Below are 13087 nucleotides of genomic sequence, written 5' to 3' on the forward strand. Positions count from 1 at the left end.
CGCTTTTCTTCCACCCTCGGGGCGCAGCCATCGGCAGCGGCTACCCCGATCTTAGGAAGCTAGTTGTATTATTAGATTTAAAGATTTTAAGGAAGGAAGCTAATGACCTACGTAATTGCGCAACCTTGTGTTGACGTCAAAGACCGTGCCTGCGTTGCTGAATGCCCAGTCGATTGCATTTACGAGGGCGCTCGTACCCTTTACATTCACCCAGACGAATGCGTAGACTGTGGCGCTTGTGAGCCGGTATGCCCGACCGAGGCAATCTACTATGAGGATGACGTGCCGGAAGAATGGTCGGATTACTACCGCGCCAATGTTGACTTCTTCAAGGACCTAGGCAGCCCCGGCGGTGCCTTCAATACTGGCGTTCTAGATTTCGATGACCCCATGATCGCCGCTCTTCCGCCGCAGAACGAAGAATATCGTCAAGAACACGGGCTGGACTAAATCAGCTTTATTTAAGGAACAAGAGTTAACGTGAAACGACCTTTGAGCGAGCGAGAGCTGAATCTACCGTCATTTCCCTGGGATTCGTTGAAGCCGTTCCAAGAGCAGGCCGAACAACATCCAGATGGGATTATTAATCTCTCGGTGGGAAGTCCCGTAGATCCTACGCCCGAGGTCGCCCAGCAGGCACTTTCAGCCCACGCCAACTACCCAAACTACCCGCCGGCAATCGGTAGCCCCGAACTTCGACAGGCCCTAATGGCCTGGGCAAAGAATCGGAATCTTGGTCTCAGTGCCGACAATCCGCCCTTGCCTACGGTGGGTTCTAAAGAGGCCGTGGCGCTAATTCCCGGTCAGCTCGGTATTGAACCAGGGGACCGGGTACTAATTCCTGACTGCGCCTACCCAACCTATGAAATCTCTGCTTTGCTAGCTGGTGCTGAGCCCATTTCAGTCGGTCCGGATCCCAGCACTTGGCCCGAAGCAGAGCTGGCTTGGATTAACTATCCTGCGAACCCGACCGGCTATGTCGCATCGATTGCTCAGATGCGTGAGATCGTTGCTTGGGCACGTGAACATCAGGCGGTAGTAATCGCTGACGAATGCTATGCCACCCTTGCTTGGGAAGTCCCCGAGGCTGGTCCCGAGGGCGTGCCTTCACTTCTAGACCCGCGGGTTACGGATGGTGACAATACCGGCCTATTAATCTTGTATTCGGTTTCGAAAGAAGCCAATTTTGCGGGATACCGCGCAGCTCTAGTCGCGGGAGACAAAAAACTGATGGCTCGCCTCACCGAGGTGCGAAAGCATTCCGGTTTGATGGTTCCAGGCCCAGTACAGGCTGCTTTCGCGCAGGTTTTAACCGACCGTTCCCATGTGGAAGTGCAAAAGGCTCGTTACGCGCGTCGCCGGGAAATCCTCCGGGAAGCTCTTCTAGCTGCCGGTTACGAAGTTGACCCAGAGAGTCGCGCTGGACTCTATCTGTGGGTTAGCAAGGCTGGGGTAACAGACGCTTGGGAATTGGTTGCCGAGTTTGCTAAAGCCGGCATTCTAGTTGCCCCGGGAGCTTTCTACGGTACCGGCTCGGAGACCCTGCGTCACGTACGAATTGCTTTGACTACCACTGATGAGCGTATGGCCCAAGTGCCCAACCGTTTAGTGGCTCAGAGGTAAAGACCTTCCCTACTGCTTGATCGTAGAGAGCAGCTAAAGCCTTCGAGGCTAGCGCGCTCAGGCTTGCAATAACCCTGGCTTCAGCGTGCCCAAAAGTAGTGCCACTGTAAGCCGGCCGCATAGGTCATCATTCGTAGTAGTGGGAGCGAAATCCCCACCACGGAATGAGGATCTCCCGTTAAACCGTCGATAAAGGCACCGCCTAAACCATCGATCGTAAAAGCACCAGCTACTTTTAGCGGTTCCTTACTTTCAATGTAAGCCTCTAGATCGCTATCTGAAATATGTCCGAATTCGACTCCGGTAAAGGCTGCCGCCGTAAGCTCTAGAGCATTCTTTGGGGTTCGTATCTGCTCAATTGGTGTGAAACCAGTGGGGAGTGCGCTATCTGCCTGCGGGACCGAGCTACCTAAGGCTAGTGCGGCCTGATTAAAGAATAGAGCGTGCCCGGTGTAGAGAGTGCCGCTGCGTCCTCTTTGCTGCTGCCAGCGTTGTTCAGCTTTATGTGGTTGATGAGGTTTACCCTGCAAGACCCCGTCAAGGAAAAGCATGGAGTCGGCACCGATCACCGCAGTAGGGGTGGAAGAGTCTGCAATCTGGAGACGATGGGCTACCTCGTTGGCCTTAGCTTGAGCCAGTAGTGTTACGGTTTCGGCAGGCGAAAGGTCAGTGGCAGCGGCTAAAAGCGCATCCTCGTCAACCTCAGAAATTTCAACCGTTGGCTGGATTCCGGCATTTTCTAGGGTATTGAGACGCGCGGGAGAAGCGGAAGCTAAAACCAAGTTTATGGAAAAGGTACCTTTTTTATGTGTCATACTTCCTATTTTGGCCTAGAATAGTGTCGTGAGCCAAAGTTTTGACGAAATTAACGCCTCGGAGATGCGTGCGTCCCGCACCCATCCCGAGTCTACAATTGCGCAATTACAGAAGCTCCTAATCGGTGGAGAAAAACGTTACACGCTGGCTGAATTAGCCGAGCAAGCCCAAGTTACGGAACAGGTAGCAGCCGATTTTTGGCGCGCAATGGGTTTCGCCGATACCCACCCCGATCAGCGAATCTTCACTAATGAGGATGTAGCCGCACTAGTTGACGCCCAACAGTTGCTGGCGTCGAAGGTCATCGATGAGAGTACCTTAATCTCAATGCTGCGAGCCCACAGCTATATCTCTGATCGTCTGGCCCTTTGGCAAGTTGAGGCGCTAGTAGAAGACCGTGCCCGACGGTTGGCCTTAGATGATACTTCCGCCCGTCTGGTCATGCTTGACCACATGCGAATGGTGCAGCCCCTTTTGGAAAAGCAAACCATCTACGCGATGCGTCGCCATCTCTACTCACTTTTGGAACGTACCGACGCTGAATATGCCCGCCGAGGACGCGATGAATATGCTCCCAATCGCTATCCGCTGCGTCGTTCCCTAGGCTTTGTCGATATGGTTTCTTACACTTCGACTTCAGCTCGCCTTGGACCCATGGCCTTGGCTCGTCTAATTAAGAAATTCGAATACCTAGCGCGAGATGTAATCACCTCTCGCGGGGCGCGAATCGTAAAGAATATTGGTGACGCGGTCTTTTATATTGCCGATGACCTTCAGACGGCAGCCGACGTAGTTTGCGCCTTAGTCGAAAGATTTAACGCCTCGGAAGATATCCTGCCGGTCCGTGCCTCCCTTGTGGAAGGCTATGTGGTATCTCGCTCTGGTGACGTTTTTGGGCCGCCGGTGAATCTTGCTTCGCGACTGGTCGATTCTGCGCCACAGGGAGGGGTCTGTCTCGACGCGCAAACGGCGCAGGCAATTGAAGCTGCCGGTTGGGGAGAGGAATATTACCTTCGAGAGATCGAACCCTTACCAATGCAAGGTTTAGGTATTGTCGAACGGTACCTGCTCAACAGACGTAATACGATTACCCCTAGTGTGTAAAGTGGACGTAAAGCGGACCTAGCGATAATATCTAGGTGTGAGTAAAGTTTTATTAGTCGAAGACGATATTGCCATTCGTGAACCGCTCGCCCGAGCTTTACAGCGAGAAGGCTATACGGTCGTTTCCCATGAGACTGGCGCTAGTGCTTTAGAGGACGTCGCAGATTGCGATCTAGTGGTCCTCGATCTGGGCCTGCCAGATATGGATGGTCTTGATGTAGCACGTCAGATTCGTGCACGTGGCCTTGGGCTTCCGATTCTGATCTTGACCGCTCGTACCGAAGAAGTCGATATGGTCGTCGGGCTAGACGCCGGTGCGGATGACTATGTGACTAAACCTTTCCGCTTGGCTGAACTTATGGCCCGCGTTCGGGCTCTACTGCGCCGCTCAGTTACCGACGAAGCGGTACCTTCAGATCTTTCCTGCCAAGACATTCATATTGATATGGCAGCACACCGTGCCTACCAGGGCAATCAAGAACTACAGTTAACCGCCAAGGAGTTTGATCTACTAGCATTGCTAATCTCCGAAGCTGGGAACGTCGTCTCCCGGGAGGTGCTAATGCGCAAGGTCTGGTCGACCGATCCGAATAGCTCCTCCAAGACGCTCGATATGCATATCTCTTGGCTACGTAAAAAGCTAGCAGATGAGGCCTCTCAGCCGAAGTACATCTCGACGGTTCGAGGCATGGGCTTCCGCTTCGAAGAGAATCCTATCTAAGTGATCGATGGCTAAACGCCGAAATCGTAGTAACCCCGCTGTGAAACGTTCGCAGCGGGGCACTTCTATCCAACACTTCGCCGTCCGCATGACTGTCGGGGCAGTGTTCTTTGCAGTGGCCATGTTCGCGATCCCGACGGCCTTCTTCTCTTCCTTGCTGCTGTGGCGCAATGAGCAGTATTCATTCGAACTGCAAATGGACGCACTAGCAAAAGTCTTAAACTCTTCCTCCCGGAATATCTTCCGCGAAGAAATCTGGTTAAACAACTGGCATGCTGACGCCACCCGCCCAGTAGGTTATCTGCAAATCTACGAAGGGAACCATACTATTGCTCACGTGGGTAGCCCCTTGGGATTCCCCCATGTCGACGTCTCCAAAGCCCTAGGCGATGGCTCAGTCCTATATGCTCAACGTGATGCCACTTCAGTCCTGCGCTGGATCATTCTAGCGAACGTCTTGGTGATTGTGGGCGCTGCCGTTCTATTGGCTATTAGCTACCTGTTGGCCAAGCGGGCCGCGCGAGTGATTTCTGCCCCAATGATTTTCCTAGCCGCCCAAGCAGAACAGCTAGGGTCGGGACAAATTCGTGGCCGGGCACAGCAGTCCGGGATCGAAGAAATCGACCTAGTGCAGGCCGAGTTGGCCCGCACCTCTGAACGAATGGCAGCCCGAATCGCAGCCGAACGTCAATTCTCTCGCGATGTCTCCCACCAGGTACGTACGCCGCTTACGGCCTTAACCTTAAGACTTGAAGAACTCGATTACCTTAATCAAGATCCGGAGTTAACCCCCGAAATTCAAGGCTGCCTATCCCAAACGGAACGCCTAGCAGAAGTTATCGAAGTACTACTAAAACAATCTTCCAAGCGCGGAGGCGGCAGTGGACAAAGCATCTCGATTCTTGAAATCTTCTCCCCGCTAAGAGAAGAGTGGGAAGAGGTCTTTGCTCGCAAGCAACGTACGCTAGCTTTCCAAGATGACTCACAGGGCAATGTTATGGCTACCCCGGCGGTAATCAGCCAGATTTTGGCGACCCTGCTAGAAAACTCCCTTGCATACGGTGCGGGTGTGACTCGAGTCCACGCCCACGGCGCTAAAGATGGAAAAGCCTTTATCATCGACGTTAGCGACGAGGGAGAAGGCGTTGAAGACGAGATCGCCGAAAAGATCTTCGAAAAAGGTTTTTCTGGTCGAGGTTCTTCCGGTCTGGGGCTAGGCATCGCCGCAGAACTAGTAGCCGCAGACGGGGGAAGCCTAACGCTCTATACCCGCCGGCCACCCACCTTCCGGGTTTCCCTACAGGCAGCTCCCAGCTCCCTGAAGGAAAAAGGTGCCTTTATTGTCTCTGGAAGACGCCGTTCACACCTCACCTAAGTCTCCGTTACCCTCAACCTGTTCATGTCCCGACATGACCTTCTCGGGTTCTAGCGGCAGCTTGAATTGGGCAGAAACACAGGCCTTTTGATAGGCTAAGCCCCGTGACTACCTATCATGTAAGCGTCTTGGGTGGCGGACAACTGGCCCGAATGATGCAACAAGCAGCAATTAGTCTTGATATTGAGCTTAAGGTTCTAGCTGAAGCCCCTGATGGCTCTGCAGCTAAAGTAGTTCCCACCGCGCCCGTTGGTGACTGCCGCGTAATTGATGACGTGCAAGCAGTCCTTGCTGAGCCTTTAGATGTCATTACTTTTGAGCACGAACACGTACCAGACCCGGTACTTAAGGAAATCCAAAAGCACTATCCGGTGCGACCTCGTCCAGAAGCCCTAATCTACGCGCAAGACAAACTAGAAATGCGCCAGAAGATCGCCGAACTGGGGCTACCGGTACCCGCCTTTAAAGCCATCGAAACAAACTCAGAGCTGGAAACTTTTATTGACCAATATGGTCCCGAGGTAGTCGTAAAAACTACCCGAGGGGGTTACGACGGCAAAGGCGTCAGAGTAGTCAGTCAAGCATCCGACATTGCCGATTGGCTAAGCCAGGACTACGGTTTGATCGCAGAACAAAAAATCAACTTCAGCCGTGAACTAGCCGTACTGGTCGCTCGCCGACCCTCAGGTGAAACTGAAGTGGCTGGGCAAAAACGAGCTGGCGAAATGAAGTGCTGGCCCATCACCCAAACTGAACAGCGGGACGGAGTCTGCTACAGTGCCATCGCTCCCGCCCCAAACCTCGATCCAAAGGTTGCCGAAAAAGCGCTCGAAGCAGCCCAGATTATTGCCGCCGAACTAGACGTTACTGGGGTCCTAGCAGTTGAAATGTTCCTCTGCGATGATGAGGGTACTTTCTATATCAACGAACTAGCCATGCGCCCCCACAACTCTGGACACTGGACCATCGATGGAGCACATACCAGTCAGTTTGCACAGCACCTGCGGGCTGTTTTGGATCTACCCCTGACTTCTCCAGAACTGTCCTGTGGCACTGCCGTGATGGTAAATCTACTGGGATCCAACTTGGTTGACCCGGCTGCCGCAATTGGCCAGGTCGCTCAAGTAGCGCCAGAAGCCCGCGTCCATCTCTACGGAAAAGGCGTACGACCTGGCCGAAAGCTCGGTCATGTGACTGTAACCGGCACCGACTACCAAAGCTGCCTCGAACAGGCAGAACGCGCCGTTAATGTATTGAAAGGTAACTAGGCAAATGACCGTCGCAATTATCATGGGATCAGACTCGGACTGGCCCGTCATGCAAGAAGCCGCAAAAATCTGTGAAGAATTTGGGGTTGAATACCAAGCAGAAGTAGTTTCGGCTCACCGCATGCCCAAAGAAATGATGGAGTGGGCCAGTACCGCCCACGAACGGGGGATCGAGGTAATTATTGCTGGTGCCGGCGGGGCAGCACACCTCCCCGGCATGGTAGCTTCTCTGACACCGCTACCCGTAATCGGGGTACCGGTTCCCCTTAAACACCTTGATGGCATGGATTCTCTACTCTCTATCGTGCAGATGCCCGGGGGAATCCCTGTTGCTACGGTCTCCATTGGGGGAGCGAAAAATGCGGGCCTGCTAGCCATGCGCATCCTAGGGGCCAGCGGCAAACCCGAGATTCAAAAACAGCTCCAGCAGTACGCCAAAGATCTAAACGAACTTGCAAAAGCAAAAGGACGCGCACTAGCTGACCGTTAGCGTTTACATCACTTTTGTGTAGGCGGTATCATATTTAATATGAGTATTTTAGTTGCCGGCGGAGCCGGATATATTGGTGCACATGTAGTTCGACTACTTCAAGAACGTGGCGAGGAAGTCCTAGTTGTCGACGACCTTAGCTACGGAACTAAAGAACGTATTGGCAAATCAGAACTCCTCCAACTGGATGTCTCAGCCCCTGAGGCTCCCAAGGTTCTGGAAGCTGCCATGCGGGAACACAACGTAACCGGCGTGATTCACTTTGCCGCCCGAAAGCAAGTCGGTGAATCCGTAGAAAAACCCATGTGGTACTACCAGCAAAACGTTGGTGGACTAGCAAATATGCTGATCGCCATGGAAGCTGCCGGGGTCAAAAAGATGATTTTCTCATCCTCGGCTGCGGTCTACGGTATGCCGCCGGTAGAGGTTGTTAGTGAAGATATCATTAAGCAGCCTATCAACCCCTACGGCGAAACCAAACTGATCGGCGAATGGATGATGGCTGACTGTGAACGAGCTTGGGGCCTAAACTGGGCAGGCCTACGCTACTTCAACGTCGCAGGCTCCGGTTGGGATGACCTAGGTGACCCGGCCACCCTAAACCTAATCCCCATGGTGCTAGACCGCCTCGCCCGCGGCGAAAGCCCCAAGATCTTCGGTGACGACTACCCGACACCGGACGGGACCTGCATTCGCGACTACATCCATGTCCTAGATCTTGCCAAGGCACACCTAGCAGCACTTGACTACCTAGGCTCAGACCGAATCTCTGAACACCACGTCTTCAACGTAGGTACCGGTCAGGGCAACTCGGTTAAGGAAGTTATCGATCAAATCGCAAAGACCACCGGACTAGAGTTCGAAACTGAAATCCTAGGACGCCGTGCCGGTGACCCGCCGCAGTTGATCGGTGACCCCAGCCGTATCGGTATTGAACTAGGGTGGAAGGCCCAGCACTACCTACCTGAAATCATTGAATCAGCATGGAGCGCCTGGCAGGCCGGCCCTCGCCGGATCGAACGCTAAGCATCCACAGCGGATCAAAACTTAGCTAGGTAAAACATAGTAGGCGGTGACCAATGAGTCACCGCCTACCTTTATGTTCTAATCTTCAAAAAACCTAATCAGTCACCATTGGTGAACTGGTTAAGCTGCTCTTTCTGAAGCGTGCCATTCTTTAGGTCCTCAAAGAACTTCCCAGCCTTCGCCGGGGAAAGCAGGACCGCCGCCCCATGACCATTACGGTAGTTCAAATCAGCAATCGGCGGGGTGCCCAGCATTTCGTTCTTATTCGCAGCACGGTAGGCCAACGCCAACTTACCTAGGGCAAAAGGTGAGGTGCTTTCATCAACACTTAGCGCCTGGGAAGCCGCCAAAGCTAGATCACGAGTCGCAATCGGGTTCAGGATAGTCGAAGCGGAACTGGCGTTCTTCACGACCGCTGCAATCACCTGACGCTGTCGATCCTGGCGACCAATATCGCCCCGCGGATCCGAATAGCGCATGCGAGCAAAGGCCAAAGCCGTCTTACCATCCGCCAGATGGCAACCCTTCTGCCAGTTAAGCTCTGACTTTGGGTCGTGGACGTCAGCGTCATAGCAGAGCTCGACGCCGCCAACGGCATCCACAATCCGCTCAACGCCACCCATATGAACCAGTACGAAATGGTCAATCTTGAGTCCGGTCAGATCCTCAACGGTAGAGACCAACAGGGGAGCACCACCAAAAGCGTAGGCAGCATTTAGCTTTTGATGGCCATGACCGGGAACCTCAACATCAGTATCACGAGGAAGCGATACTACGACAGCCTGGCCATTATCCGCCTTGTGGATCAGCATCATCGAGTCGGTACGTTCACCTTCCGTACCGTCATCGGGAATACCATCCGGACTACGTGCATCCGAACCGGCAACCAAGTAGGTGACGCCGGGCGTTTCGGCCATTTCGGAAAGAGCCGGGACCCGATCCAGGTTCCCTGAAACTAAGAAGTAAAGGTAAGTCGGCCAAACTACAAGCAGTACTAGGATCAGTAGCAGTACGCGACGCACCCAACGGAAGGGCGACTTCTTTCGACGAGGACGCGGCGCCTGCGGTCCACGCGGGCCCGATGGCGCACCCTCGTGCGAACCGCTTTGGGGAGCAGCCGGGTAGGTTCGCGGATTTGCAGGGTTGCTTTGTCCAGGGGAACTCGGGCGTGCTACCGGTCTGGTCGTACCGGCTACGGCTGGCCTAGGTGAGCCACTCACCGGCGGCCTAGAGCCATCGTTTCCCTGAGACCTAGGCATGCCAGTGCTTTGACGCACCGGAGCTACTGGCTGAGGGGCGCTAGCCGGAGCGGACGCGGGGTTTCGCCGTGCGCGTGGTTGAAAAACGGGGATTTCGGCATCTGGGGTGGTGCTACTACTAGCAGAAGCCTGAGTCGAGCGAGGAGGGGTATGAGGCGTGGCAGAAGCCTGACTCGAGCGAGGAAGGTTACGAGGCGTGGAGGAAGGCTGGGGGGAGCGAGAAGAGTCGCGAGGTGTGGAAGCAGCCTGTGGTTCACGAGCTGGGGTCTGCGCATTACTAGCCTGGGAAGAGCTATCTCCAGATGGCTGACCGGCGGGAAATGTCGGTCTCTTCCGGGGTTTTCGAGGCTGAAAAGAAGGCAGCTGCTCGCTCATTAATTCCTATCCTTTTAAGTAGAAAATGCTTTTTAAGCATACCATTGCCGATTTCGAAACCGGCTTTACAGGTTGGGAAGTTTCAATAATTAACGCATCACACGGAAGCTTAATATTCAGGGAAAAATAAAGTCCGCAGGAATCATAATTGCGAATTTTTTATTTAAAACATGGTGGGGTAACTGTGCTAGGATAACGCTGTTTAAACCCTTATTGGAGGTCTTCTAATGGCACGTATTGCTCCTTCTGCGGATGTTAGTGAAGCCGCAAAAATTTCTGATTCTGCTAGCATCTGGCACCTTTCTCAGGTACGCGAGGAAGCAGAGATCGGCGCTAACTGCGTAGTCGGCCGTGGTGCATACATCGGCACCGGCGTACATGTTGGTGATAACTGCAAGATCCAGAACTACGCCCTTGTTTACGAACCCGCATACCTCGAAGATGGCGTGTTCATTGGTCCCGCTGTGGTCCTCACCAATGACCACAACCCTCGTGCCATCAATGCTGACGGCACCATCAAGTCTGCTGATGATTGGCACCCTGTGGGCGTACACATTAAACAGGGTGCTGCAATCGGAGCTCGTTCTGTTTGCGTCGCCCCCATTACCATCGGTGCTTGGGCTACGATCGCAGCTGGCGCCGTAGTCACCAAGGATGTTCCCGACTTCGCCCTGATGGCAGGTGTTCCCGCTCGTCAAATCGGTTGGGTTGGTAAAGCCGGTGTTCGTCTTGAAGAAACTGATGACCCGCAGCGACTCCGTTGTCCTAAGACCGGTGACGAATACGTACTACAATCCGGCACCTTGACTGAAGCCTGAGGGGAGTATTAACCCACTTGTCGTGCCTCCTAGTAGCCATAAGATGTTAGGTCTATCCGGAACCCTAAATTCTGTGCACTATCTGTGCTAAGTTTTAGTGTCCAAGCTTTAACCTAAAAGCCATCAGCGGCGATTAACGCTACTAGGAGGTGCGATGAACCTGTTACTGACAGGAGCTTTTTTAGTTGCCCTCTTAGCCGTCCTGTACGCTCCCGGTTATTTAGCAATCAGGAGCTTCGGTGCAAAGGGGGCACTAGGGCTGGCCATTGCCCCCAGCATTTCGGCATTAATGCTCACCCTTACAGGAGTAATTCTGCATGCCGTGGGGATCCCTTGGAATCACCTGACAGTGCTGGCCCTGTTAGCGTCGCTTACCGCGATTGTTTTTGGTCTAAGTAGAATCCTTCTACCCTTTAAACCACTCCAGGCACTTAGTTCAGCCGCCCATCCCTTCGCTTACTGGGGGACAAGGGTAACCGCCGGAATCGTCGCAATACTCTTTCTAGCGATGCCTATCTGGCTGGGGACTTTCTCCATGATCCCACAGCACTCAGATTCGATCTTCCACTTAAACGGGGTCTGGGTGCTCGGCCACTACCATGATGGTTATCCCTTTGGTGGTTTATCACCTCTATACGGGGTGGCCGTAAAAGATATCTCCTATCCGCTGGTTTGGCATCAGTGGATTTCGACCGTCTCACCCCAGTCACAAATTCTACTTGCCACCAACGTAGCTTTAGTATCGCTACGTTTGATCTGGTTACATGGAATGGTAGTTTTAGGCTCGGTACTATTCCCAAACCGAAGAAGAGCGCAGGCTGCGATTCCACTTTTGGTTCTGATCTTACCTACCGTGCCAATTGGACTCACCAACGTACTTAGCCGTTGGCCCAACGCCTTAATGCTCTGCTTACTGCCAGGTTTAATTGCCCTGGCCACCTTCCTTAGCCACTTCCCGGGTCTTTTTACTACCGGTCAAAGAATCGCTACCAAAACTCTTATTGTTTTATCCTTTGCCGGAGCTTTCTTCACCCACTACTCAGCAGCGGTGTGCCTGCTCTTTTTGTTGATTCCCAGCATTCTCCAATACTGCTATCACACCGTGCAAAAGTGGCGTTCTCAGCAACTCGAGCTAACCCAGAAAATCTCGTTCGTAACCGCTTGGGTGCTGTTCGGGCTCTGGACGGCTCTAATCTTCAATCAGGCTTGGACCTTCTTAAAATACGCACAAATTAAAACCAGTACGTGGAATCTTTGGTTTCCCAAGCTGCTCTCACTACTGCGCATGTACCAAAGAAATGACGGACTCTGGTGGCAGACAATTCCGCTCAACCTGATTATTCTGTTGTTGATTGTAGGAATTGTTGACGTCCTACTTTCAAAACGTCGTGACTACCTCTTACCCTCATTCCTCTTCTTTGGACTGCTCTGCTATGCTTCGCTAGTTCCGATGGGAATACTTACCACTTTCACTGGTTGGTGGTATTCCGATCCGATTCGGATGATGGGCGTGCTTTCACTCGCGGGTATTCCACTATCAGCCCTAGGGGCTGACCGTATCTACAAATTCATTGAACGATACTGGTTGAAACTACTAGGTAGCAATGAAAACGCCGCCGATACCAAAAAGACTAAGACCAAGTCACTAATCGCTAAATACTCATTATTGGCGATAGCTATCACGCTGCTTACAACCGGCTCGTGGAATCTAAGGGCAACCTTAGAGTCTAGTCTCTACTCAACTATTCTCGACCCAAGTCTGCAGCAGATTAGCCCCGGAGAAGAAGCATTCCAAAAACGAATCGCGAAGCAGATCCCACCTGGAGAACTAGTGCTAGGTGAGGCGGCGAACGGGTCGGCGCTCCTAGCCTCCCTCCACAACACGGATGTGGCACTTAAACAACAAAACTACTCTAAGCACGATTATGTTGGACGATACCTGCGGAAGCACTTCTCAGAAATTGCTACCGACCCCCGAGTCTGCATGTACCTGCGCAAGTACCACATCAAGTACTTCTACTACGACCCTCAGGACAAGTTCGCAGAAATCTCCATGCGTGAGCGATCGCCGGGTCTCTACAACGTTCCTACTGGACTACCAGGGTTTACCCTGATCGACCACGTCGGGAAGATTCAACTCTGGAAAATAGACTATTGCGACACGCATTTTCTCGATTACCCGCCAGCGCCACTAGCGAGATAAACTATTCCA

At 52.9% G+C, this 13087-nt stretch carries 12 protein-coding genes; 10 read left to right on the forward strand and 2 right to left on the reverse strand.

Annotation, left to right across the window (positions count from 1 at the left end; all coding sequences use genetic code 11):
* The first annotated feature begins 102 nt into the window (after nucleotides 1-102).
* Nucleotides 103-450 carry a ferredoxin gene (gene fdxA / locus BSR28_RS07555; RefSeq protein WP_073709534.1) on the forward strand — a complete coding sequence of 116 codons (348 nt, stop codon included), beginning with the start codon at nucleotides 103-105 and terminating at the stop codon, nucleotides 448-450.
* Nucleotides 451-480: 30 nt separating this feature from the next.
* A complete protein-coding gene (gene dapC / locus BSR28_RS07560; protein ID WP_233120635.1) occupies nucleotides 481-1623 on the forward strand; it encodes a succinyldiaminopimelate transaminase in 1143 nt (380 codons plus the stop codon).
* 80 nt (nucleotides 1624-1703) lie between these two features.
* Here the strand turns inward: dapC and BSR28_RS07565 are convergent, their stop codons facing one another.
* Nucleotides 1704-2438: a Maf family protein gene (locus BSR28_RS07565; protein ID WP_073709532.1), complete on the reverse strand. Its 735-nt coding sequence runs from the start codon at nucleotides 2436-2438 to the stop codon at nucleotides 1704-1706.
* A 28-nt stretch (nucleotides 2439-2466) separates the two neighbouring features.
* Here BSR28_RS07565 and BSR28_RS07570 point away from each other — a divergent pair, with 28 nt between their 5' ends.
* The 6 genes from BSR28_RS07570 (at nucleotide 2467) to galE (ending at nucleotide 8423) form a co-directional block, all read left to right on the forward strand.
* The gene (locus BSR28_RS07570) at nucleotides 2467-3543 is read left to right on the forward strand and encodes an adenylate/guanylate cyclase domain-containing protein (RefSeq protein ID WP_089024685.1); all 1077 of its coding nucleotides are present in this window, start codon (nucleotides 2467-2469) and stop codon (nucleotides 3541-3543) included.
* A 37-nt stretch (nucleotides 3544-3580) separates the two neighbouring features.
* Complete coding sequence (locus BSR28_RS07575) at nucleotides 3581-4264, forward strand: response regulator transcription factor (protein WP_073709531.1); 684 nt, start codon at nucleotides 3581-3583, stop codon at nucleotides 4262-4264.
* Nucleotides 4265-4304: 40 nt separating this feature from the next.
* The gene (locus BSR28_RS07580; protein ID WP_158020335.1) at nucleotides 4305-5639 is read left to right on the forward strand and encodes a sensor histidine kinase; all 1335 of its coding nucleotides are present in this window, start codon (nucleotides 4305-4307) and stop codon (nucleotides 5637-5639) included.
* Between the two features lie 104 nt (nucleotides 5640-5743).
* Complete coding sequence (locus BSR28_RS07585; protein WP_073709530.1) at nucleotides 5744-6907, forward strand: 5-(carboxyamino)imidazole ribonucleotide synthase; 1164 nt, start codon at nucleotides 5744-5746, stop codon at nucleotides 6905-6907.
* A 4-nt stretch (nucleotides 6908-6911) separates the two neighbouring features.
* Entirely contained in the window at nucleotides 6912-7397 is a 486-nt protein-coding gene (gene purE, locus BSR28_RS07590) for a 5-(carboxyamino)imidazole ribonucleotide mutase (protein ID WP_073709529.1), read from the forward strand.
* A 39-nt stretch (nucleotides 7398-7436) separates the two neighbouring features.
* Nucleotides 7437-8423 (forward strand): UDP-glucose 4-epimerase GalE, encoded by a 987-nt coding sequence (gene galE, locus BSR28_RS07595; protein ID WP_073709528.1) that lies wholly within the window; start codon nucleotides 7437-7439, stop codon nucleotides 8421-8423.
* Between the two features lie 98 nt (nucleotides 8424-8521).
* Here the strand turns inward: galE and BSR28_RS08885 are convergent, their stop codons facing one another.
* Nucleotides 8522-9682, reverse strand: a complete 1161-nt coding sequence (locus BSR28_RS08885; protein WP_143237645.1) for an LCP family protein — start codon at nucleotides 9680-9682, stop codon at nucleotides 8522-8524.
* Nucleotides 9683-10284: 602 nt separating this feature from the next.
* Here BSR28_RS08885 and BSR28_RS07605 point away from each other — a divergent pair.
* Together BSR28_RS07605 and BSR28_RS07610 are read left to right on the forward strand one after the other, a co-directional pair.
* The gene (locus BSR28_RS07605; protein ID WP_073709527.1) at nucleotides 10285-10875 is read left to right on the forward strand and encodes an acyltransferase; all 591 of its coding nucleotides are present in this window, start codon (nucleotides 10285-10287) and stop codon (nucleotides 10873-10875) included.
* A 154-nt stretch (nucleotides 10876-11029) separates the two neighbouring features.
* Nucleotides 11030-13078 carry a DUF6541 family protein gene (locus tag BSR28_RS07610; protein ID WP_073713841.1) on the forward strand — a complete coding sequence of 683 codons (2049 nt, stop codon included), beginning with the start codon at nucleotides 11030-11032 and terminating at the stop codon, nucleotides 13076-13078.
* Nucleotides 13079-13087 lie beyond the last annotated feature (9 nt).

The sequence above is a fragment of the Boudabousia liubingyangii genome, from assembly GCF_001907245.1.
GTDB lineage: Bacteria > Actinomycetota > Actinomycetes > Actinomycetales > Actinomycetaceae > Boudabousia > Boudabousia liubingyangii.

Excerpts from the sequence above, each read along its gene's own strand:
- BSR28_RS07565 (WP_073709532.1), bottom strand. The coding sequence starts at position 2,438 with ATGACACATAAAAAAGGTACCTTTTCCATAAACTTGGTTTTAGCTTCC.
- galE (WP_073709528.1), top strand. The coding sequence starts at position 7,437 with ATGAGTATTTTAGTTGCCGGCGGAGCCGGATATATTGGTGCACATGTA.
- BSR28_RS07605 (WP_073709527.1), top strand. The coding sequence starts at position 10,285 with ATGGCACGTATTGCTCCTTCTGCGGATGTTAGTGAAGCCGCAAAAATT.
- purE (WP_073709529.1), top strand. The coding sequence starts at position 6,912 with ATGACCGTCGCAATTATCATGGGATCAGACTCGGACTGGCCCGTCATG.
- BSR28_RS08885 (WP_143237645.1), bottom strand. The coding sequence starts at position 9,682 with ATGCCTAGGTCTCAGGGAAACGATGGCTCTAGGCCGCCGGTGAGTGGC.
- fdxA (WP_073709534.1), top strand. The coding sequence starts at position 103 with ATGACCTACGTAATTGCGCAACCTTGTGTTGACGTCAAAGACCGTGCC.
- BSR28_RS07610 (WP_073713841.1), top strand. The coding sequence starts at position 11,030 with ATGAACCTGTTACTGACAGGAGCTTTTTTAGTTGCCCTCTTAGCCGTC.